This is a genomic window from Pseudomonas sp. MWU12-2345 (assembly GCF_023242385.1).
Classification (GTDB): Bacteria; Pseudomonadota; Gammaproteobacteria; order Pseudomonadales; family Pseudomonadaceae; genus Aquipseudomonas; species Aquipseudomonas gingeri_D.
Map to the genome: position 1 here is coordinate 195893 of NZ_JALLJA010000008.1, position 23505 is coordinate 219397.

Sequence of the window (23505 nt, forward strand, 5' to 3'; positions counted from 1 at the left end):
CCACCTACTATCATCTCACCCCTGTCTCTGGCCTTTTTTCTGCATGCTTGTGCAGAGAGGGACAACAGTCATCTTCCACCCGCATCATTCGATCAAGCCGAACCAAGGAACCTGTACCGTGAAAATCAATTGGGCCGAGAACCTGCGACAAAACGTGCATCAGGTGGCCGAATCCCTGGGCAACCTGTTCGTCGAGTCGTTTCATTACCTGGCGCTGTTCGCCATTGGCGGGGTGACTGCCTGGGCGGCGGTGATGGAGTTCCTGACGATGATCGAAGAGGGTCATCTGAAGATCGACGACATCCTGCTGCTGTTCATCTACCTCGAACTGGGGGCGATGGTGGGGATCTACTTCAAGACCAACCATATGCCGGTGCGCTTCCTGATCTACGTGGCGATCACCGCGCTGACCCGGCTGCTGATCTCCAACGTGTCGCACCACAATCCGCCGGACATGGGCGTGGTTTACCTCTCCGGTGCAATCCTGCTGCTGGCGCTGGCGATCCTGGTGGTGCGCTATGCCTCGTCGCAGTTTCCGTCGGTGAAGATCGAGCACCCGCAACGCAAGACCGGCGAGGGCTCCAGCGAGCATCCGGAAGTGGAGAAGGGCGAGCTTTGAACCCCCTGCAGGAGCGAGCAAGCTCGCTCCTGCAGGAAAAGGAAGCCTATCGGTGGATCAGTTGATCCAGGCCCCGGCACGCAAATGCCAGCCATCGTTATGCCGTTCCCAGTGCGGGTGTACATAGCGATAACCCTGGCGCACCGGTTCCCAATGACCGTGCATCGCTATATAGCGTCGCCCGTCCCAATGCCAGTAACCCCGTGCCCAGATAAATCCAGGGCGATAGGCCGGCTCCACTTCGATCACTTCCTGCGGTGGTGGCTGCGGAGCCACCACTTCCACGTATTGCGGCGCGGGCCGTTCGACCACCACCTGGCGATCGTGAACCACGCGTTCCTGTACGCAACCGGAAGCCGCCACGACTACCGCTGCAAGTGCTGCGTAACGTAAAAACATGTTGCCTCCTCGGGATGGTCCGCCCACGGCACGCGCCTGGCGAACGGATCGTTGCCGTGTTTTCTCACCGGCTACGCTTGTTGTAACAGTATGTATCTGTCCGGATCCTGAACCCGACACAGTCTTTTTGCGGCAAAAGCCGCTTGTCACAGACCTCTGGCAGGATAGAACTGAATGCGCATTTGTCAGCATTGGTACAGCCAGTTCGACAGACACTGGGGATGAAAGGATTACTGCCGTTCTCACCTTTGGAAGCCTCTTGATATGCCAGTACCGGGTGCTGTTCTACGTTGTCTGGGGTTGTCGGTGTGTCTGGCGGCGGGCCTTCCCGTCGCCGCCGTGGCGGCACCTGTCGTGCCGTTGAGTCCCGCCGATTCGGCCTGGCTGCGGCGCGATGGTTACGACCTGGACGCGGCGAACGTCGCGCGCTTTCGGGCCATGGGCCGTAGCGGCTTGCTCGAGGCGCAACTGAGCGACCGTATTCGTGACCCGTTGCCGCCGGGTATCGACGCACAATTGCGCGCGTTCCCGATCCTTGCGCAACCGCTGCAGGCCACCTTGCTCGCCTTCAAGCAGGGCCAGGAGCAACTGCAGTCGATGCCGGACGGCGATGCCAAGGCCGATGCCAAGAAGGCCCAGCAGCAACAGCTCAATGACGCCGCCGACCAGGCCCGGCAAATCACCCTGCTGCGGGCGGTCTATGGCAGCAACCAGCTCAAGGAGCAGATGGTCGGCTTCTGGCTCAATCACTTCAGCGTATTTGCCGGCAAGGGCGCGGTACGCCTGATGGCGGCGGACTACGAAGAACAGGTGATTCGCCCGCATGCCCTGGGCAAGTTCAGGGATCTGGTCCTGGCGACCCTGAAGAGTCCGGCCATGCTGGAGTTTCTCGACAATGCCCAGAACGCCAATGGCAAGGTCAACGAAAACTACGCCCGCGAACTGATGGAACTGCACACCCTGGGGGTCGGTTCCGGCTACACCCAGCAGGATGTCCAGCAACTGGCGCTGATCCTTACCGGTGCCGGGGTGCGGCCGCTGGATGGCCGGGTGCAGAAGTTCGGGCCCCGGGTGGCGCCGTTGGTGGTGAATGACGGGATGTTCCAGTTCAATCCCAAGCGCCATGACTTCTCCGACAAGGTGCTGCTGGGCGAATCGATCCAGGGCAGCGGTTTCGATGAAATCACCCAGGCGGTGAACCTGATCACCCGGCAGAAAGCCTGTGCGCAATTCATATCGCGCAAACTGGCGCAATACTTTGTCGCCGACCAGCCGCCGCAGTCCCTGGTGGACCGCATGAGCGTGACCTTCCAGCGCAGTGATGGCGATATCGCCCAGGTGTTGCGCACGCTCTTCGAGTCGCCGGAACTGCTGCAAAGCGCCGGAAAAAAATTCAAGGACCCGACCCAGTTCGTGGTCTCGGCGGTACGCCTGGCTTACGACGGCAAGCCCATCGCCAATCCACGGCCTATGCTCAACTGGCTCAATCAGTTGGGCGAACCGGTATTCGGCCGGCAGACCCCGGACGGCTGGCCGTTGGACGCCGCTGGTTGGGCCAGCTCGGGGCAGATGTCCAAGCGTTTCGAAATCGCCCGGTCCATCGGCTCGGGCTACAACAAGTTGTTTACCCCTGAAGGCAGTGACAAGGCCCAGGGCGGTTTCCCCATGATCACCACGCCGTTGTATTACGAGGCCATCGGCCCGCATCTGTCGGCCGCCACCACAGCCGCGCTGAATCAGGCCACCTCGCCCCAGGAATGGAACACCTTCCTGTTGTCTTCACCGGACTTCAACAACCGTTAACGTCGTGCTCTTCAAGGAAGGTGCAGTGATGAATCGTCGAGACTTTCTGGTCGCTTCAGCGGTCGCCGCCGCGACCCTGCCGACCTTGTCGTTCTCCGGCAAGTTGTTCGCCGCTCCCGCGTCGGCACCGCGTTTTCTGATGGTGTTCCTGCGTGGCGGCTACGACTGCAACAACCTGCTGGTGCCCTATGCCAGCGATTTCTACTACGAGTCGCGGCCGACCCTGGCGATTGCCCGGCCCGACCCGCACAACCCCAACAGCGCCATTGCCCTCGACGGTCACTGGGGACTCAACCCGGTGTTGCACGATTCGCTTTACCCGCTCTGGCAACGCAAGCAACTCGCCTTCGTGCCCTTTGCCGGCACCGACGACCTGTCCCGCAGCCATTTCGAAACCCAGGACAATATCGAGGCCGGGCTGGCCGGCGACCAGCATGGGCACTATGGCTCGGGTTTTCTTGCCCGCCTGGCCGGTGTCGTGCCCGGCAGTGCGCCGATTGCCTTTACCGACGCCTTGCCCCTGAGTTTCCAGGGCGGCCGGGATATTCCCAATCTGTCGTTGCGTGGGGTTTCAAAACCGGTGTTCGACGAGCGCCAGTCCTCGATCCTCGCCTCGATGTACAAAGGTACGACGCTGGCCGCACCGGTAACCGACGGCCTGCAATTGCGCCAGCAAGTGTCGAAGGACCTGCAGGATGAAATGACCAAGGCCGGGCGCGGTGCGCAGACAGCGCAGAACTTCGCCGCGGAAACCCGGCGTATCGCCACCCTGATGCGCGATCAGTATCGACTGGGTTTCGTCGATGTCGGCGGCTGGGATACCCATGTCAACCAGGGTGGCGCCCAGGGTCAGCTGTCCAACAACCTGGCGAACCTGGGGCAGGGCCTCGCGGCCTTTGCCGATGCCATGGGCGATCAGTGGAAGGACACCACCGTGGTGGTGGTCTCGGAGTTTGGTCGCACCTTTCGCGAGAACGGTAATCGCGGCACCGATCATGGCCATGGCACGGTCTACTGGGTGCTGGGCGGCAGCGTGCACGGTGGGCGCATCGTCGGCGAGCAAGTGGCAGTGGCGCCGGGCAGCCTGTTGCAGAACCGCGACTATCCGGTGCTGAACAACTACCGTGATTTGCTGGGCGGCCTGTTGGGCCGCACCTGGGGTTTGTCCACTGCGCAACTTCAGAGCGTTTTTCCCGGCGCACGCCCCAATGGGTTGCAGTTGGTGTAGCGGCTGCTTAACGAATCGGCAGCGTCACTACCCGTCCGGTCGGTGTGACCGGGCGCCCGACACGATGGCCGGCACCGCTCCAGACCGGTGCCGGGAGCGTTCCCAGCTTGAGGCTGTCGCTGTCGGTCATGGCTGTGAGGATATCCATCGCGCTGTGCCCCTGCTCGATGGCGATGCCGAACTGAACGCTCTGGATCAGGCGTTTCAGTCGTCTGGGATCATTGCGTTGCTCGGCGCTGATCATCCGTTTGGCCACCACGCCATCGGCGTTGGACAGGGTCAGCATGACGTCGCCGTCCAGTCCCTGGAGGCTGAGGTTGACGCGGTATTCGGGCTGGAAAGCCTCGTTGATCAACTGAAAGGGGTTATCCATGTGTGTCACCACTCTGATCGAAACCTGCATTCATTGACTGCGCACCGGGCGGGTTGGTTCGTCGCTTCCGGACCGGCGGCAGATCGGTGCCCTGACCTCATGTCGGGGCACAACTACACCATTTGAATTTGCAAGGCTTGTGCCGAGTAAACGACCGTTCAGTAGAAACGTCGCGGGTCGGCGTCGATCAGGCTGGCCAGCTTGGTCAGGGCGAAGCGCAGTTCGTCGCGGCTGGTGGGTGACATCAGCACGATCCGCACGCTGCGGGTATGCCCAAGGCGCTCGGCCTGGAACTGTGTGCCGCTGAGCACCAGCACGCCGTTGGCCCGTGCCAGCAGGGTGAATTCATCACCGCTCCAGGGCTCGGGCAAGGTCAGCCACAAATGGTAGCTGTGGGGTTGGGTGGTGATCTGCAAGCCGTGGAAGACTTCGGCGGCGATGGCCTGGCGCGCGGCCGCTTCGGCGCGCTGGACCGCGACCAACCGAGTGTCCAGGCCTTCGCTGAGCATCATGCTGGCCAGTTGCGCGGTCAGCGGCGAGGGCATCCAGATGCTGCTGCGGACCATCGACGTCAGGCGCGACAGCAGTTTCGGCGGGCTGTACAGGTAGCCGATGCGCAGGGCCGGCATCACCGATTTCGACAGGCTGGTGAGGTACACCGAACGCTCCGGGGCGTAGCTGGACAGCGGCTTGATCGACGGATCGTTGGCGAGGAAACCGTAGATATCGTCGTCGATAATGATGAAATCGAACTCTTCGGCAATCGCCGCGATCTGCGCCCGGCGCGCCGCCGACATGATCGCCGTGGTCGGGTTCTGGCAGGTGGCGACACAGATCAGCAACGCCGGTTTTTCCCGCCGGCAACGCTCGCGCAGGGCTTCGGGAATGATCCCTTCCGCGTCCATTTCCACACCGCCTAGCCGGCGCTCCAGGCCATGGGCCAGGGAGATGATGCCGGGGTAGCAGAGCGCTTCGCAGAGCACCAGGTCGCCGCTGTTGCTCAGGGCACTCATGGCGACCATCAGCCCATGTTGCGCACCGGCGGTGATCACCACCTGTTGCCATTGCGCATCGGGCACCGACTGGCGCAACCACTGCGCGCCGGCCTCGCGGTGGGCCGGGTGGCCGCCGTCGGGGGCGTAGTCCAGGGCGCGGGCGAAATCGGCGTCGTTGGCCATGTTCACCAGGGCATCGCGCAGCTCGTGTTCGAGAGGCTCGCCGTGGGGCTTGATGATCGACAGGTCGAGCAGGTCGGTCGGCCCCGGCGCCAGCAATGCCGGCACCTGTTGGCGGGTCGGCGTCGGTGCGCCCTGTTCCAGCACATAGGTGCCGCGTCCGACTTCGCCCTGCACCAGCTTGCGCCGCTGGGCCTCGCTGTAGGCACGGCTGATGGTGCCGGGCGTGACCTCCAGCGCCTGGGCCAGTTCACGCAGGGTCGGCAGGCGGCTGCCGACCTTCAGCGCACCGCTGGCGATATCCCGCGCCAGCGCGTCGGCGATGGAGAGATACACCGGTTGGTTGAAGTCGCTGAGCCGAGGAACCCACATGCTTGATGGCTACCGATCCTGAAAAGTGCGGGCAAGCTTATCACAGGGTGTATGAATTTAAATTGATTCTATTGAATCGAATCAATTTATGCGGTTATATGCGCATTAATCGACTCAATGACTTCCACCTCCAGGTACCGACGCTTATGAGCAGCCTCAGACAGGACTTTTCGTTATCCGCGGTGATCGCCGGTTTTATCGCCGTGGTCATTTCCTACGCCGGCCCGTTGATCATCGTGTTCCAGGCGGCGTCCCAGGCCCATCTGTCCGGCGACCAGGTGTCGTCGTGGATCTGGGCGATTTCCATCGGCAGCGGCGTCACCGGCCTGCTGTTGAGCTGGCGCCTGCGGATCCCGGTGATCACCGCCTGGTCGACCCCGGGTGCGGCGCTGCTGGTATCGATGCTGCCGACGGTGTCCTTCGCCGAGGCGATCGGCGCCTATGTGGTGGCGTCGGTCATCATCCTCGTGGTCGGGCTGTCGGGGGCCTTCGACAAGTTGATGAGCCGCCTGCCCAAGGCGATTGCCGCGGCGATGCTGGCGGGGATCCTGTTTCGCTTCGGTGCCGAGCTGTTCACCTCGATCCGCCTGCAACCGGCGCTGGTGTTGTCGATGATCGCTGTCTACCTGGTGTGCAAGCGCTTTTCGCCGCGCTACGCGATTCTCTCGGTGTTGATCGTCGGCTGTGGTTTCGCCGCGCTGATGGGCGAGTTGAACCAGGGGGCGATCACCGTGGCGGTGGCCCATCCGATCTTCACCGCGCCCGAGTGGAGCTGGCACGCGATCATCAATATCGGCTTGCCGCTGGCCCTGGTGACCCTGACCGGCCAGCACGTACCGGGCATGGCGGTGCTGCGCACGGCCGGTTATACCCAGCCGGCCCGGCCGATGATTTCGCTGACGGCGGTGGGCGCGGTGTTGCTGGCACCGTTCGGTGCCCATGGCCTCAATCTGGCGGCGATCACGGCGGCCATCTGCACTGGTCGCGAGGCCCACGAAAACCGCGACAAGCGTTATATCGCCGGCATCGCCTGCGGGGTTTTCTACATCCTGATGGGCACCTTCGGCGCGACCCTGGCCTCGGTATTCGGCGCCTTGCCCAAGGAGCTGATCGCGTCCCTGGCCGGGCTGGCGCTGTTCGGCGCGATCAGTGCCGGGCTCACGGGGGCCATGGCCGAGGAGAAGCAGCGGGAAGCGGCGCTGATCACCTTTCTGGTGACCGCATCGGGCATGAGCTACCTGGGTCTGGCGGCGGCGTTCTGGGGATTGATCTTCGGCCTGGTGGCGCATTTCGTGCTGAGCTACACCCGTGAACGCAAGGTGGTGCCAGGGTTGCGCGAGGCTTGATGTGTTCGAGTGCCGGACAAGGATGTCCGCTGCTTCAAGGCGTTTTGGCCGAGCTTGTAGTGGGGCTTTTTCAGGAAGGTTGTTGCAGGAAATGACAGGAAAGCGACTCGACCCAACTCCCGACATTAACAGCGCTTTACCGGCTTGTCCGGCTATTTCGTCGGATAATTATTTATCTTTTCAAAGGGGTTGAATTGTTTTTCCAACTGCCCAACTCTGTCATCAAGAGGTCATGTTCAGCACGCCTTCAGGCGCTGCCGACGAGTCTCTTACTAGCTAGCTGAAATAAGGGAATAACTATGCAAATCCAAGTCAATAGTGATAACCATATTCAAAGCAGCATTCGACTGGAGGAGTGGGTCCGGACGAGCGTAGAGACCGCGCTCGAACGTTATGAAGAAGACCTGACACGGGTCGAAGTTCACCTGGCGGACGAGAACGGCGACAAGCCGGGTCCCCACGATATGCGCTGCCAGATGGAGGCGCGGCCAAAAGGCCATCAACCGATTTCGGTCACCCATAAAGCCGATACGCTGGAACAGGCGATCGATGGCGCGGCCACCAAACTGGAACATGCACTGGAGCATCTGTTCGGCAAACTGCAAGCCAAACGCGCGACCGCCATCAAGGGCGAGCGCCGTGACCTGGGAGACGCACTGCTGGAAGAGGAGTTCGAAGAGAAAGAACGTGTACGGCTGGCCGCTAACGGCTGATCTTCAACACTGACCATAACGGGCCTGCATTTGCAGGCCCGTTTTCGTTGTGCTCCATTCAATGATTGGCCCGGAACCCGACCCGTCCGCCAGCCTTATTCAGCGCTGAACAACCGTTCGGCTCGTCAACGCTCAATGTCCTTGTGCCACCACGGCTCGTCGGATGTCTTTGCGCATGAGAATTTTTATCATTAATATTGACATCCTTTCCGCTGGCCCACTGCTGCTCGGCGGCTGACTGTTGCTGGGAGTGTCGTGATGAACCTGGCCCTGCGCCCCCCCGAGAACCCGGATGCCGAGAGGACCGAGTTGCACGCCGGTCGCGCGCACTTCCTGCAAGTGTTCCTGTCCCAGCGTTCGCAGATGGAGGCGCTGGTCAGTCGCCGGGTCGGTTGTCGGGCGACGGCGGCGGATCTGGTCCAGGACCTGTTCCTGCGTTTCTGGCGTCGGCCCCTGGTGCAGGTGGAGGAGCTGAGCACCTACCTGCTGCGCTGCGCCGGCAACATTGCCATCGACCATTTGCGTAGCGAGGGTGTTCGCGTGCGGGTCAATGAAGGCTGGCTGCCCGAGCAGCAGGATAACCAGGGCTGCGAGCCCGAGGCGGCCCTGGAGGCCGGTAACGATCTGCGTCATGTCGAGGCGGCGCTGCGCAGCCTGCCGGAGCGCACCCGGCAGATTTTCCTGCTCAACCGGATCCATGGTCGCAAGTACACCGAGATCGCCAAGGTCATGGGCCTCTCGCAAAGTGCCGTGGAAAAACACATGATGCGTGCCCTTGAGGCTTGCAAGGCCAGTCTGCGAGAGCCTTCGGCCGGGCATCGAGTACCATCCGCCACACGTCTGCCAGGGAAAGCATCGTGATCCATTCTTCCAGCATTGCCGTGACACCCGACCAGGAACAGGCCGCCCTGGCCTGGCTCAGCCTGTTGCACAATCAACCGAGCCGGGGTGACCAGGCGCGCTTCAGTCTCTGGCTGCAAGCCGATCCGGCCCATGTCGAGGCCTATGCCCAGGCCCAGGTGCTCTGGGAACTGAGCGAAGTGCCGGCGAGTACCTTGGCCAAAGAGGAGGCCGTGGCCTTGCAAGGTCTGCTCGCGGCCATGGACCGGCCCAGGCCGGCAACGCGCTGGCGCTGGTCGGCGGGCCTGGCCATGGCCGCCTGCCTGCTGCTGATGGTGTCCATGGGCCTGGGTTTCGAGCCCGGTCGTTGGCTCGACGACCTCGGCGCCGACTATGTGTCGGTGCCGGGGCAGGTGCGCACGGTGACCCTGGCCGACCGTTCCGAAGTCACCCTGGACACCGACAGTGCGATCTCCGTGGATTTCAGCGCGGGCGAACGGCATGTCCGGCTGCGTCGTGGCTCGGCGTTTTTCCAGGTGACCCATACCGGCGAGCCCTTTGTGGTGGATGCGCAGGGCGGCGAGGCGCGGGTGCTCGGCACGCAGTTCGAAGTGCGCCTGCAACCGGGTGGTGCGCGGGTGACGGTGTTGTCCGGACGGGTCGGGGTGCGCGCGAGTGCGGGCGCGCCGCAACAGATTCTCGGCGCCAACCAGCAGGTGGCCTATGTCGATGGTTCGGCGCAACCGTTGCATCCGGTGAACAGCGACCAGTTGCTGGCTTGGCGCCAGGGTTGGCTGAACTATTCGAAAGCCAGCGTCGCCGAGGTGGTCCAGGACCTGGGCCGGTATTACCCGGGACGGATCCTGGTATTCAACGACAGCCTGGCGGCACGGCGGATCAGCGGCAGTTTTCCGAACAAGGATCCGCGGGCGGTGCTCGATTCGTTGCAAGGCGTGCTGGGCTTTGAACAGCACAGCCTGCTGGGTCGGGTCATCGTCTTGCGCTGACCCGAGAAAATATTTTCAAAATAAAGGTGAGGTAAACCTGAAGCCCATCCGTGTAGTGGTTGAAAGTGCGATTCATTCGCATTAATGATTTCTCTACGTATGGGTCAGGCACACATGAAGTCCAGGGCAAAATCGGTGGCAGGCAGTTCGGTCAAGCGGTGGTTCGGCGCGTCGGCGCTGGCGGTATCGGGGTTGGCCTTGCTGCCCCCGGGCGTGGCCCTGGCAGCCGAGTCCGCGGCGCAGCACAGCGCGCAGTTCACCTTCGCCATTGCCGCCAAACCGCTGCCCCAGGCCCTGAACGACTTCAGTCGGGTGACCGGCCTGAGCGTGGTCTACACCGACGAAGCCGCCTACGGTCACCAGGCCCCGGCGATCAACGGGCAGATGAGCGCCGAGCAGGCCATGCAACAGCTGCTGAGCAACTCCGGTTTCACCTTCCGCCGCACCGACGACCACACCCTGGCCCTCGAACCCGTGCCGACCCAGGGCGCCCTGAACCTCGGCGCCACCACCATCAACGGCACCCCGCAGGCGTCCTCCACCAGCTACCAGCCGCCACAGGTCACCTCGGTGGCCCGTTCCAGCGCCTCGCTGCAGGAAATCCCGCAGACCATCAACGTGGTCTCGGCCCAGGTCCTGCGTGACCAGACCCCGCGCAACCTTGATGACGCGCTGAACAACATCAGCGGCATCACCCAGGCCAACACCCTCGGTAGCACCCAGGACGCGGTGATGATTCGTGGCTTCGGCGACAACCGTAACGGTTCGATCATGCAGGACGGCATGCCGCTGGTGCAGGGCCGCGCGCTGAACGCCACCACCGATCGGGTCGAAGTGCTCAAGGGCCCGGCCTCCCTGCTCTACGGCATCCAGGACCCGGGCGGGGTGGTCAACCTGGTCAGCAAGAAACCCCAGTTGGAGCAGTACAACGCCGTGACCCTGCGCGGCTCGACCTACGGCGCCGGCAAGAACGGCAGCGGCGGCAGCCTCGACAGCACCGGCGCCCTCGGCGATTCCGGGTTGGCCTACCGCATGGTCCTCGACCGTGAAGACGAAGATTACTGGCGCGACTTCGGTGCCCACCGCGAGACCCTGATCGCCCCGTCCCTGGCCTGGTTCGGCGAGACCACCAAGCTGCTGCTGTCCTACGAGCACCGCGAGTTCCTGACCCCGTTCGACCGTGGCACGGCCATCGACCCGCGGACCAACCACCCCTTGGCCATCCCCAAGGATCGCCGGTTGGATGAGCCGTTCAACAACATGGAAGGCCGTTCCGACCTGGTCCATTTCGAAGCCGACCACGACCTGAACGACAGCTGGAAAGCGCACCTCGGCTACAGCTGGAACCGCGAAACCTACGATGCCAGCCAGGTCCGGGTGGTTTCGGTCAACCCGGCCAACGGCACCCTGGTGCGCAGCATGGACGGCACCAAAGGCGCTCTGACCACCGACCGCTTCACCACCGCCAGCCTCGAAGGCAAGGTCGATGTGGCCGGCATGCAGCATGACCTGGTGTTCGGCATGGACGACGAGTACCGCAAGATCTACCGCTCCGACCTGATCCGCCAGAGCCCGCTGAACACCTTCAGCTACCTGGACCCGATCTACGGACGCGAAGTCCCGGGCTCCACCGTCAGCCCCAAGGACAGCGACCAGACCGACCTGCTGCGCAGCGACTCGCTGTTCGCCCAGGACTCGATCCACCTCAACGACCAGTGGATCCTGGTCGCCGGCGGTCGCTACCAGATGTATGACCAGTTCGCGGGCAAGGGCCGGCCGTTCCAGGTCAACACCAACGGCAATGGCGAGAAGTTCGTGCCGCGCGCCGGCCTGGTGTATCGCTACACTGACGAGCTGTCGTTCTATGGCAGCTACACCGAATCCTTCAAGCCCAACTCCACCATCGCCCCGTTGGCGGTGACCAGCAATACCCGCCTGGTGCTGGACGGCTCCCTTGAACCGGAACAATCCAAGGCCTGGGAAATCGGCACCAAGCTGGATATTCCAGGGCGCATCACCGCCACGGCGGCGATCTACGATATCCACAAGCGCAACGTGCTGGTGTCCGTCGCCGACGGCCTGACCACCCAGTACAGCATTGCCGGCCAGGTCCGTTCGCGCGGGCTGGAACTGGATGCCAGCGGTCAGTTGAGCGATCGTTGGAGCCTGATCGGCAGCTACGCCTACACCGATGCCCAGGTCACCAAGGACGCCAATTACCAGGGCAACCGCCTGCAGAACGTGGCGAAGAATGCTGGGTCGCTGTCGGCGGTCTACGACTTCGGTTCGATCATGGGCGGTGGCGACAAGCTGCGGGCCGGCGCCGGCGCGCGTTATATCGGTCATCGCACCGGGGATGCGGCCAACACCTTCGACCTGCCGGGCTACACCGTGGCCGATGCCTTCGCCACCTACGACACCAAGCTCGAAGGGCAGAAGGTCAAGTTCCAGCTCAACGTGAAGAACCTGTTCAACAAGGTCTACTACACCTCGGCGGTCAGCCAGCTGTTCGTCTCCATGGGGGATGCGCGCCAGGTGTCTGTCTCCAGCACCCTGGAGTTTTGATGAAACGAATCAGTGCAGTCCTGCTGGCCCTGACCCTGACCCTGAGTGGTACCGCCCTGGCGGCACCCGGGGAGGGGCGCCTGTACCAGCGTGAGCATCAGGTGACCTTGCCCGGCTCCGGCGACAGTTGGGGATTCGCCGCCCTCGATCCAACCCGGCCCTACCTGTTCCTGGCCCGTCGGGAAAACGGCCTGAGCGTGTTCGACGTGGCGAAACAGCGCCTGGTGAAAACCCTCGAGCATTCGGCAGGGGCCAACGCCGTGGTGTTCGTGCCCGAACGCAATCGCGTGTTCGTGCTCAACACCGACGGCAGCCTCGGCGTGGTGGAGCTGTCGAGCCTCAAGCTGCTCAAGCGTATTCCCGTGGCCCAGAGCAACCTCAACAGCGCGGTGTACGAGCCACATACCGGCCAGGTGATTGTCGTCAGCGGCCGGCGAGCGGATCGTTCGACGCTGTTTGTCTTCGACCCGCAACAGGAAAAGATCACCGCCGCCCATGAACTGGACGTGAAGAAGATCGACCCGTTGCTGGTCAAGGGCGATGGCAGTTTCTTCCTGCCGATGCGCGACGAAGGCAAGGTGGCGCGGTTTTCCGCCAGCACCTTCGAAGTGCTCGACAGCTGGAGCTTCGAGGGTTGCCCCAAACCCAGCGCCCTGGCCGAGGACAAGCCCGGACAGCGCCTGTTCGTCGCCTGTCGTGGCGAGCAGCCCCGGCTGATCGTGGCCGACCTGGAGAGCGGCGCGGTCAAGGCCAGCCTGCCGATCACCCGGGACGTCAACGCCCTGGCCTGGGATGCCCGGCAACATCGGCTGATCATCCCCAGCGGGGTGGACGCCAACCTGACGCTGGTGGAACAGACGGACCTCGATCACTACCGTACGCTGGGTAGCGTCAGCACCTTGCCGATGGCCTACAACATGGCGTTCGACCCGCTGAGCGGCAAGGTCTACCTGCCCGCCATGGACTTCACCCTGCCGGCGACCGCCAAGGGCGAAGCCAAGGCCGATCCACTGTTTCACGCCAACAGCTTTTCCGTCACCACCCTGGCGCCCTGAACCACAAACCCTGTCCCCGGAAAACGAATCGCCACGCATGGATTCCGGGGACGGTGTTCCCGCATAATTCCCCCGTTGACTCGCTAAGTACCTTGTTCTTACGTGCCTCCTGAGTGATGAGTCGCGGGTAGCGGCTATTGTGTGTTTATTGGTTGAGTTCGAGGCGGAAGATGAATTCGGTACAGGGTTTCATGGGCAAGGGCGTCGCGTTGGCGTTATGCGTACTGTTGGCGGCCTGTTCGAGCAAGGCGCCGAAGGCTCCCGAGCCGGCCCGGACGGTGGTCCTGCAAGCAGCGCAGTTGCCATTGCCGTTGCCACGCTCGGCCTTTTGCGCCGGGCTCGACAGCGTATTGCGCGCGCCGGCGTTGCAAGGCGCGACGACTTCGTTGGTGGTGCGCGAGGCGAACAGCGGCAAACTGGTGTGTGAATACAACCCGCAATTCCGCCTGATTCCGGCTTCCAGCCTGAAGCTGGTGACCACGGCGGCGGCGATGGAAATCCTCGGTGCCGATTATCGGTTTTCCACCACCCTGTTGAGCAGCGGTGTGCAGCAAGGCAACGTGCTGAACGGCGACCTGTACCTGCGCGGCACGGGTGACCCGAGCATGCGCCAGGAAGACTACCAGGCCCTGGCGGCCGGGCTGGCGCGTAAAGGCATCACGCGGGTACGCGGACGGCTGATCCTCGATGACACCGCCTTCGACCACGAACGGCTGGGGGTCGATTGGTCCGCCGATGATGAGCAACAGTATTTTGCGGCGCAGATTTCCGCGCTGAGCGTGTCGCCGAACGCGGACCTCGATGTCGGCTCGATCCTGGTGAATGTGCGTGCCGGTGGCGCCGCGCGCCAGCCGGTTCGGGTCAGCTTCACCCCGGCCAACCACTACATGAACGTGCTCAACCGGGCCACGACCGGCCGTGGCGGTCCGCTGGTGGTCAGTCGCGGCCATGGTGGCAACCTGTTGCGCATTGACGGCGCGTTGCCCAAGGGCGCGGAGCGCATTGCCCAGGTCAGCGTCTGGGAGCCGACCGGGCTGGTGGCCGATCTGTTCCGCAGCGCCCTGCTCCAGCAGGGGATCGCGGTGGAAGGCGGCAGCTTGCTGGGTGTCGCCACGCCGGCCGCGGCCCAGCCGCTGGTCGAGCACCAGTCGCCGGTCCTCGCGGAGCTGATGCCGCCGCTGCTCAAGTTGTCGAACAACAATATGGCGGAGATCCTGCTCAAGTCCATGGGCCGCAAGACCGCCCATGAGGGCACGGCGGCGGCGGGTGTGGCGGCGGTCAACGGGTTCCTGCAGGGGCACGGGGTGGCGTCGGCGCAGTTGCTGCAGTTCGATGGTTCCGGTTTGTCACGGCGTAACCAGGTGTCGGCGCAGACCCTCAGCGATTTGCTGCTGGTGGCGCGCAGTCGCCCCTGGTTCCAGGCCTGGTATGCGGCGTTGCCGGTTGCCGGCAATTCCGAGCGGATGATCGGCGGCACCCTGCGCAAACGCCTGCATGGTACGGCGGCGGCGAACAACCTGCATGCCAAGACCGGTAGCATGGGCGGTGTGTCGTCGCTGGCCGGTTATGTCACCAGCCGTGATGGGCGGCTGCTGGTGTTCGCCATGCTGAGCAACAACTACCTGGTCGGTGGGCGGCAGGTCAAGGCGGTAGAGGACCAGGTGGTGACGGCGTTGGCCAACAAGGTTGACTGAAAAAACGGCATCTTGAAAACACCGCATAACCTGTAGGAGCAGGGCTTGCCCGCGAAGAGGCCCCTGAGATCGCCAAAAGCTTCGCGGGCAAGCCCTGCTCCTACCGGAATGGGGTTGCCACAGGGACGGTGTTCGGCTTTAGTGCGCGAAGGCTTGCCGGTACTCGCCGGGCGTTGCGCCCAGCACCTGGCGAAACCGATTGGCGAAATGACTGGCACTGGCAAACCCGCACGCCAGGGCAATCTCCCCAAGTGGTTGCCCGCTGCTACGCAACAGCAGTCGCGCCCGCTCCAGGCGCCGCGCCAGTACATATTGATGGGGCGGCAAGCCGAAGCTGGTACGAAACATCCGCGCAAAGTGGTATTCCGACAGCGCGCACAACCCGGCCAACTCACCCAGGCTCAACGGCTGGTCCAAGCGGCTGTCGATGTACTCCACCAACAGCCGTCGCTGATGCGCCGCCAAACCGCCTTTCAATCGCAAGCCCTGGCGCATCCCCACCTGATTGAGCAACGTATGGCCGATCAACTCGTGGGCCAGGCTGCTGCTGAGCAGGCGCCTCCCGGTTCGTCCCAGTCCAGGCTGATCAGTTGGCGAAAGCGCAGGGCCTGCTGCGGGTCATCCAGAAAAGTATGTTCCTGCAACTGCAGCTCACGGGGCTCACGGTCCAACAGCGTCACACAACCGAGCGCAAACTGTTCCGGACTGAAATAGAGGTGGGCCAGGCGAATACTGCCGTTGATCACCCAACCGGACTGATGTTCGGCGGGCAGGATGCAGAGTTTGTCCGGGCCGCCCTTGGTGTCCGGGCGGTCACGGCGAAAGGTCCCGGTGCCGCCGGCGATATAGCAGGACAGGGTGTGATGACCGGGGGCTTCGTAGTCCTGGGCGTCGTGGTGATTGCTCCACAAGGCCGCGGCCAGGCCGTCACCGAGCTCCGCGCTGTGCTCCAGGCGCGAATGGGGCGAGCGGTTCAGGGCTTGAAAGACTTGCAGTGTATCCAGTGCGGGCATGGTCTGTTCTCCAACGCCTTGCATCCTACTCCGTCGCGTAATGCCCTGGCAGTCGCGGGCCGATAAAAGCGCAAGTTTTTGCAAGCGCGGGAGCGGCTTGTCCGCAGACACTGAAGCCTGTCTTCTGGAGTCTGCCGCATGAACCTGTTTCTCTACCTGCTCACCGTATTGATCTGGGGCACCACCTGGATCGCCCTGAAACTGCAACTGGGGGTGGTGGCGATTCCGGTTTCCATCGTCTATCGCTTCGGCCTGGCGGCGCTGGTGCTGTTCGTCCTGCTGCTGCTCAGTCGCCGCCTGCAACCGATGAACCGCCGCGGTCACCTGATCTGCCTGGCCCAGGGCCTGTGCCTGTTCTGCCTGAATTTCATGTGTTTCCTCACCGCCAGCCAGTGGGTGCCCAGCGGCCTGGTGGCGGTGGTGTTTTCCACCGCGACCTTGTGGAACGCCCTCAACGCCCGGGTGTTCTTCAAGCAGAAGATTGCCCGCAATGTGCTGATGGGCGGCGCCCTTGGCCTGCTCGGACTCGGTTTGCTGTTCTGGCCGGAACTCTCCGGGCACACCGCCGGCCCGCACACCCTGCTGGGCCTGGGGTTGGCCTTGCTCGGCACGCTGTTTTTCTCGGCCGGCAACCTGTTGTCCAGCCTGCAGCAGAAGGCCGGGCTCAAGCCGCTGACCACCAACGCCTGGGGCATGCTCTACGGCGCGACGATACTGGCGGTCTACTGCCTGGTCCAGGGCATCCCGTTCGCGATGGAATGGAACATCCGCTATATCGGCTCCTTGCTGTACCTGGTGATTCCGGGCTCGGTGATCGGCTTCACCGCCTACCTGACCCTGGTCGGGCGCATGGGGCCGGAGCGCGCGGCCTACTGCACGGTGCTGTTTCCGCTGGTGGCGCTGAATGTCTCGGCCTATGCCGAGGGTTATCACTGGAGCGCGCCGGCTCTGCTCGGACTGGTGGCGGTGATGGCGGGCAACGTGCTGGTGTTCCGCAAGCCAAGGGCCGCGCTGCGCTCGACGTCGGCCAGGATGGCCTGACGGACAGCAGATTTATGTAGATCAGCCGCCGCTCCATGGCCCGATAACCTGACGCTTTCCACGGCGTATCAGGAAGGACAGGCCATGAACCGATCAGTTGAACCAGGCACCGCTGTCGACCCGGGGGATGAGCCTCCGCCTCCCGCCGAGGTCGACGATCCCTTGTTGGCGGGGTTCATGCAGCGCGACGTCGACCTGCTGCACAGCGAGGAAAGCTGGGCACGACAGCAGGTCGTCGAGCAACTGGCGATTTCGTTCAAGGCGGCCATGGGGCCGCTGCATGAAGCCGAACAGCGCACCTGGCTGGGCAGCTATCGCCGGTTGATGGAGGCCCGGGCGACCCTCGACGAGGAGAGCCACAAGGTTGTCGACACCTTCGAAAAGGCCGGTCTGGCCAAGCTGCGCGAACGCCTGCGGGAAGCCTCGGGCCTGGACCTCGACCCGCAGACCACCTATCTGCACACCGTGATCGATTCGGCGGCGGCTGTCCGGCAGCCCGTGGCTGAAGGCCCGCCGGTGCAGGTGGAGTCGTTCGAGCGGCGCATCGGCACGGTCACGGTCTCGACCATGACCTTGTGGCAGGCCGCCTGCCTGAATTTCGCCTTCTCCGATTCCAGCTACGCCAACCTCAAGCGGCGCTGGATTTCCTTCGACAAAAAAGTCGATATCTCCGATCGACGCTGGCTGCTGGCGACGGAGGTGTTTGTCCGGATCGTCCGCGAGCTCAATCTGGGCGCCGTGCTCAAGCCCCATGTGGCGCGAGCCATGGCCGTGGAAGGGCGGTTGTATCAGTCGATACTGGCGTTTGCTCATGCGCAGATTCACTTTGCGCTGTACGACGCGGCCCGCCAGCCGACTCTCACCGGTCTGAGCTACGGCGCCTTCGTCGCCTTGCGGGACGAACTGGCGACGGCGCGTCCCCGACTCAAGGGCGCCTATGTCGCGCTGCGCCTGACCGGCGGCCTGCAGGCGCGTCTGGATCGGGTGCTGGAGTCCGTCGAAAGCGCGTTGCTGCATCTGTTCGAGGTCGAGCACGAGCCCCTGGAACTGATCTACCTGCCCCTGCAAATCTTCGAGGTCTCGGGTCAGCCGGGTCTTTACAGCTATTGCGTCGACCGCCCCGGGGGAGCCTTGCGTTACCACGATTCAAGAGCGGCGTTCGAACAGGACTTCAAGGCGCAACTGGAAAAAGACAGCAGCAGCGGGCAATTGGGCTGGTTGATCTCGTCGCTGGCGTTCAAGCAGCAGCATCAGTTCTGGCAATGGCTCAAGGATCACCCCAAGCCCAGGCGCCTCACCTGGATGTCGACCTTCGAGGACCTCTACAAGTGGATCTGGTCGGGGGGCGGGGTTGAGGACCTGGCTTTCGTGTATGGCGATACGCTTGCCGATTTCAGCCCCGGCCAGGCCTTGGCCGAGTTCTATGCCTGGCGTTTTCGCTTGAATACCGAAGCGATCGCGGTCTCCAAGACCGAACACGATCTGCAAGCCGTCAAGGAGGGCTTCCTTGAAGTCATGCACCTGCTGCTCAATGTCCTGATGCTGCCGGTGCCGGGCGGTTTCGGGATCCTGGGGCGGATACTCGCGGTGACCATGTTCGCCCAGTTGGGCGTGGAATTGGCCGATGGCATCCTGGCGACTTTCCAGGGGCGTCCCAAGGCGCTGGGGCAAGCGCTGGCCAGCGTCGGCATGGCGATCCTGACCGGGGCGGCGCTCGGTTATGCCGGACAGGTCCTGGAGCGGCGGCTGCAGGCTTTGTCCCTGGAGGTCGGACGTTGGCGCAAGGTGACGGCGGCCCAGGGACCGCCCCGGCTGTGGAAGGTCGACCTGAGCGGCTATGGGGTTTCCGTGCGAGGGCTGCGGGAACGCTTTGTTGCCGATGAGCGCGGGCTTTTCGAGGAAGGCGGGGTACTGTTCGGCGAGGTGCGCGAGCCCGGCGGATCGATTCAGGTCAGGCTGGAATACGATGCGGTGCTCAAGCGTTATGTGGCGGTCGCGCCCGAACCGTCGGGATTTCGTCCGGCCATGCGCTATGACCGGCAAGAACGATGCTGGAAGCCGGACCTGGATGACAGCCATACCCTGAGCGATGCCCGTTGGCTGGAACGGATGATGGTCCAGGGGAATGCCGAACAGGCCGAGACGCTGTTGACCATCAGCGGTGTTCGCCGTGAGGCGCTGGAAGAGGTCTGGGCGGGCGGGTTGCCCCCGGCATCGCTGGTCGAGGCCGAGCGCCGCCGACAGATCGACGCGGGCCTCGATGCGTTGATCGGCAGCCGTGATGCGCGGCTGAGCTTGCCGGCGGATGCCGAGCGTGTGCTGTTCTGCCTGCTGCCACGCTTGTCCGATTGGCCCGAAACCACCGGGTTGTTTATCCATGGGCCCGAGGGCGAGTTGCTGGCGGTCCATGGCCGCCAGGAGCGGCCAACCGACTTCGAGCACCGGGTGGCGATTCGGCGCCTGGAAGAGGGCGGGTATGTCGAGCAGCCGGCCGATCCACTGCTGCTTCCCGACGGTCTCGCCCATGAAGAGGGGGTACAGGCACTGATCCTCGGCCTGTTGCCCGAGGGTTGCCCGCTCAAGGGCGACTTCCAGCCCTTTGTCCGTCGCCAGTGGAACAAGGCGATACGCCAGCAGGTCAACGCCCTGGCCCGGCTTGAACGCCAGGCGTTGTTCGAGATGCTTGGCGCCCACGACGGCATGGACCGCTCCGCCTCGCTGGCACCCGCCCGCCATTACCTGTCGCTGGTCGCGCCGTCCCTGCCGTCGCTGGTGTTCAAGCTCCGGGCCTTGTACCCCGCGCTGTCGCTGGCGCGCATCGCCGAATATCTACGGCGTATGCCCTTGGAGCCGCTTCAGCGCCAACGGCTGCTGGAGCACGGCGAATTGTCCGGCGCCCATGCCCGGGCGTTGGCCGATGCGCAAGCCATGACCCGCCTGGGCCGGGCGCTGGACGGGATCCATCAGGCCCGCTCATTTAACCGCGACACCGATCAGTGGTTGCAACTGGCCGGTGAGTTGCTGGTCCGCGAACAATTGGGAACGGCCCTGTGCCCACGGGTCAGCACGAGCCCGACTCACGACAGCTTCTACCTCGCCCTGGCGGCGCTGTTCAAACCCCATGAGCTGAGCCAGTTGGGCGTGCCCTCGGCGACCGACGTGAAGGCATTGCGCACGCTGCTCGCCAGAGTCCTGGAGCGCCGGCGGGCGGCTGACGGGCGTATCTTGCTGCCGATCGAGCATTGCCGGGAGGCGGTCGCCCTGCCGTCGACCCTGATCCCCGACGCCGCGGGTCTCTATCGCCAGGGCGACAACACCTACCTGTCGCTTGAGGGCGGCCTTTATCGCATTGAAAACACGGGGTTGCCCGAGGATTGGCGAATCAACCCCGCCGCTCTGCCGGGGGCCTATACACCGCGCCTGGAACATAACGGCGCCAGTGCCTGGTGGCACGAGTTCGAAGACCCGCTGGGGTGGGATGGCCTGACCGCCTTTCGGCGCCTGGGCGGGCAGGCGGCGTCGTTTTCCGAGACGGTTGCCCGACAGATACTGGCGGTGAGCGATGCATCCGACAGCCAGTTGCGGCAGACGATTTTCTGCAATCAACGACCTCCGGCCTTCCTGCTGTCGGTCATGCAGCGCTTCAGGGATTACCTGGATATCGAGCGGAATATCGCCTCGCTGACCTGGCGCTCGGCGGAACTGCCGGCGTTGTTCAAAACGGCGCTCAATGGTCTCAGCTCCGCGGACGATCTGTGGCTGGCCCTCGATCCGGGCTTGTCGGGAAACCAGTTGGTCGGCTACCTGCTGCGTCGCCTGGCGAGTGATCCACGACGGGTCAGGCAGGCGCTGGCCGACGGTCTGTCCGGCCAGCGCGGCCAAGCGGCGAAGCCTTTGCCGAGACTGCTGGAACAGGTTTTTGCCGACCTGCCTGGCGGGGTGGCCGAGGAGATACTGGAGCACAGCGAATCATGGCAACGTCAGCTGATCACCGACTCGCGACGCATACCGCTGGCGTTGGCCGAAGAGGCCCACTGGTGGTGCGAGGAAGCTCTCCTGGGCCGGGCCCTCATGGGGTTGAGCCCGGACGGGTTGAGCAATGCCCATAGCGATCAGGTCTTGTTGGTGGTACTCAAGGCCCTGCCGGGTTGGCCGGAGCAGGCGCGGATCGAAATCCGCGAGACGGGCGTCGACGGTCCGCTGCTGGACAGCAGCGGCAGCGTCGATATCGACAAGCGACGCGTTGTGGTCAAGCGGCCCGACGGTTATGAGTCGTTTATCGTCGAGGGCGAGCAGGTTTCCCGACAGGGCACGGCGCAAAGCGACCTGCTGCTGGCCTTGTCCCGCGTGGTCCAGGATCTGCCCGCCCGCTTGCCCTGGGGAGGCGCGCAAGGACCGGAGGCGCTGTTGAAAAACCTGATCAGCCAGCAGGCGATTCGCCAGCGCGCCGAACTGCGCCAACGGCTCGGCTTGCGTCCCGCTCCTCCCTGGGCCTCACTGCCGCGCCGTCTGGTGCGCCAGCGCAGCGGTCAGATTGGCATCGCGATGAGCGGGCGCGGCAGGAACCTGCCGGGGGTGGAGCTGTTTGGCCGGTTGAAAAAACTCTATCGCGGTGCCACCAATCAGGAGTTGTTCGACCTGCTGCGCGCGGCAGGTAGCACCAGCGCGGAGCAACGGCGGGCGGTCGAGGCGTTGGAGCGCGACTACATCACGTTGAAAAACGAGCTGGTGACCTGGGTCGATGCCCCACGCGGCGCGGACGGAATGGCATGGGACGTGAACTTCAGGATGCGCATGGCCATGGCGTCGCGGATCAGGCGTTGCTGGCGCTGGGAAAGCCGCAATCTGCTGGGCGGCCTGTTGCTGCTCGAAGGCTTTGCGGTCGAGCAGATGCCCAGGCTCAGTGTGTCGTTCAGGCACGTTACCCAACTGCTGGTGCGCGACATGAACCTTGAGATCAGCTATGTGAATGCGTTCCTGAGCGCGTTTCCTGCCTTGAAGCACCTGCGCCTGTATGGCGCCGGCCTCAAGCGTCTGCCCCCTGAGATTGGCCAGATGAAGGCGCTGGAAGAACTCGACCTGGAGGAAAACCAGATTGTCCTGACCGAGCCTGCGGCCTTGCAACTGGTCGGGCTGAAAAGCTTGAAAATACTGAACTTGCGCGGGAATCCACTGAAGCTGCTCCCCGATTTCGGTGCCCTGTCCGACTTGCAGTCACTGAACCTGAGCCGGACCGGCATGGATTCATGGCCCTCGGGTACGGTCTTTCTCAAGAGCCTGGCCTACATGAACCTGGCCCATAACCGGATCCGCCAGGTACCCGATACCCTGCTCTCGGCTCCGCGGCTGCTCAAGCGTGGCGTGCATCTGGAGGGTAATCCGCTGGAGCAGGACGCGCTGGCCAAACTATCGGTCGATGCTCGCAAACAAAAGGGCGAGGGCATTACCTTCGGGCTGTCCATCGCCGAGCTTTCAGGGCCTGTCGGTATCGAAGCCTGGGGCTCGGCCGTGGAGCGTAGCGATGAGCAGAACTGGATCTGGCAACGGCTCAGGGATGATCCGGACGCCGATGCATTCTTCGACTTCCTGGAGCAATTGAGCGCCTTGGCGACCTTCTATGATCCGCAGTTTTCCGCTGTGCGCAGAGATCTGACGCAACGTGTCTGGCGGGTGCTCGAGGCGATAGCCGAAAGCGCGGATTTTTGCGAACAGCTGTTTATCCGGCAACTGGTGTTGACGGCCGAGGGGACGGGCAGGTTGCGGGTGTTCAACGAACTGGAGTTCGCGGTGCTCTGCCGCCAGGCCTTGAACGAGGTCGACAAGGCCACGGCCCAGGCCCGGCTGCTGCGCTTGCTCAAAGGCAAGTTCCGCTTGCAGGTGCTTTGGAACAAGGTCGCCGATCTGGGTGTTTACCGGGCTTATTGGGAGCTGTTGGCCGAGCGACTGGAATTGCCCGACCTGTTCAACGGACGTTTCTATAAGGAGCAGGTGATGTTGAGCGATGCTCAGCTCGAGGTCATGGTCCAGCATGTCCGGCGGATGGAAACGGCGGCGGAGCCGGTGGGCCTGCATCGTTACCTGAAGTCGGATATTGCCTGGCGCAGGTTTCTGGAGCGGGCCTACCGGGAGGATTTCCAATCGTTGCCCGAGCCGGAGCGTAACGCGCGGATCGACACGCTGACGATCAGTGCCCTGAGTGACACGACCCCTGTCGTATTTAGTTAGAACCGTTGCCCGGGGAGGGAGGGCTAGGCTGGGCTTT

General features: G+C 63.5%; 15 protein-coding genes and 1 pseudogene. 12 read left to right on the plus strand and 4 right to left on the minus strand.

Annotated elements, in window-relative coordinates:
• The first annotated feature begins 118 nt into the window (after positions 1-118).
• A complete protein-coding gene (locus M5C71_RS17805; RefSeq protein ID WP_103496584.1) occupies positions 119-619 on the plus strand; it encodes a phosphate-starvation-inducible PsiE family protein in 501 nt (166 codons plus the stop codon).
• 57 nt (positions 620-676) lie between these two features.
• On the opposite strand, the gene M5C71_RS17810 is transcribed toward M5C71_RS17805, so the two are convergent.
• Positions 677-1018 (minus strand): hypothetical protein, encoded by a 342-nt coding sequence (locus M5C71_RS17810; protein WP_248768398.1) that lies wholly within the window; start codon positions 1016-1018, stop codon positions 677-679.
• A gap of 264 nt (positions 1019-1282) precedes the next feature.
• On the opposite strand from M5C71_RS17810, the gene M5C71_RS17815 reads away from it, so the two are divergent.
• Both M5C71_RS17815 and M5C71_RS17820 read left to right on the plus strand, forming a co-directional pair.
• Entirely contained in the window at positions 1283-2821 is a 1539-nt protein-coding gene (locus M5C71_RS17815; RefSeq protein WP_248768399.1) for a DUF1800 domain-containing protein, read from the plus strand.
• A 28-nt stretch (positions 2822-2849) separates the two neighbouring features.
• The gene (locus tag M5C71_RS17820; protein WP_248768400.1) at positions 2850-4049 is read left to right on the plus strand and encodes a DUF1501 domain-containing protein; all 1200 of its coding nucleotides are present in this window, start codon (positions 2850-2852) and stop codon (positions 4047-4049) included.
• Between the two features lie 7 nt (positions 4050-4056).
• Here M5C71_RS17820 and M5C71_RS17825 read toward each other — a convergent pair whose 3' ends face one another.
• The gene (locus M5C71_RS17825; protein ID WP_248746790.1) at positions 4057-4422 is read right to left on the minus strand and encodes a DUF3509 domain-containing protein; all 366 of its coding nucleotides are present in this window, start codon (positions 4420-4422) and stop codon (positions 4057-4059) included.
• 158 nt (positions 4423-4580) lie between these two features.
• Positions 4581-5969: a PLP-dependent aminotransferase family protein gene (locus M5C71_RS17830; RefSeq protein WP_248768401.1), complete on the minus strand. Its 1389-nt coding sequence runs from the start codon at positions 5967-5969 to the stop codon at positions 4581-4583.
• A 146-nt stretch (positions 5970-6115) separates the two neighbouring features.
• Between M5C71_RS17830 and M5C71_RS17835 the strand changes: the two genes are divergently transcribed.
• From M5C71_RS17835 to dacB, 7 genes are all read left to right on the plus strand, one after another.
• Positions 6116-7315: a benzoate/H(+) symporter BenE family transporter gene (locus M5C71_RS17835; protein WP_103496600.1), complete on the plus strand. Its 1200-nt coding sequence runs from the start codon at positions 6116-6118 to the stop codon at positions 7313-7315.
• A gap of 299 nt (positions 7316-7614) precedes the next feature.
• Complete coding sequence (locus tag M5C71_RS17840; protein WP_103496590.1) at positions 7615-8028, plus strand: HPF/RaiA family ribosome-associated protein; 414 nt, start codon at positions 7615-7617, stop codon at positions 8026-8028.
• A gap of 258 nt (positions 8029-8286) precedes the next feature.
• Entirely contained in the window at positions 8287-8889 is a 603-nt protein-coding gene (locus M5C71_RS17845) for an RNA polymerase sigma factor (RefSeq protein WP_248768402.1), read from the plus strand.
• Positions 8886-9875, plus strand: coding sequence for a FecR family protein (locus M5C71_RS17850; protein WP_248768403.1), 990 nt, complete (start codon positions 8886-8888; stop codon positions 9873-9875). Before M5C71_RS17845 ends, M5C71_RS17850 begins: the two co-directional genes overlap by 4 nt.
• A 114-nt stretch (positions 9876-9989) precedes the next feature.
• Positions 9990-12440 (plus strand): TonB-dependent receptor, encoded by a 2451-nt coding sequence (locus tag M5C71_RS17855; protein ID WP_248768404.1) that lies wholly within the window; start codon positions 9990-9992, stop codon positions 12438-12440.
• Positions 12440-13495 (plus strand): hypothetical protein, encoded by a 1056-nt coding sequence (locus M5C71_RS17860; RefSeq protein WP_248768405.1) that lies wholly within the window; start codon positions 12440-12442, stop codon positions 13493-13495. The genes M5C71_RS17855 and M5C71_RS17860 overlap by 1 nt, the downstream gene beginning before the upstream one ends.
• 170 nt (positions 13496-13665) lie before the next feature.
• On the plus strand, positions 13666-15189 hold the full coding sequence (gene dacB / locus M5C71_RS17865; protein WP_248768406.1) for a D-alanyl-D-alanine carboxypeptidase/D-alanyl-D-alanine-endopeptidase: 1524 nt from the start codon (positions 13666-13668) through the stop codon (positions 15187-15189).
• Between the two features lie 138 nt (positions 15190-15327).
• On the opposite strand, the pseudogene M5C71_RS17870 reads toward dacB, so the two are convergent.
• Positions 15328-16202 (minus strand): annotated as a pseudogene (locus M5C71_RS17870) (AraC family transcriptional regulator).
• A 138-nt stretch (positions 16203-16340) separates the two neighbouring features.
• Between M5C71_RS17870 and M5C71_RS17875 the strand changes: the two are divergent.
• Both M5C71_RS17875 and M5C71_RS17880 read left to right on the plus strand, forming a co-directional pair.
• Positions 16341-17243, plus strand: a complete 903-nt coding sequence (locus M5C71_RS17875; RefSeq protein ID WP_248768407.1) for a DMT family transporter — start codon at positions 16341-16343, stop codon at positions 17241-17243.
• Between the two features lie 84 nt (positions 17244-17327).
• On the plus strand, positions 17328-23468 hold the full coding sequence (locus tag M5C71_RS17880) for an NEL-type E3 ubiquitin ligase domain-containing protein (RefSeq protein ID WP_248768408.1): 6141 nt from the start codon (positions 17328-17330) through the stop codon (positions 23466-23468).
• Positions 23469-23505 lie beyond the last annotated feature (37 nt).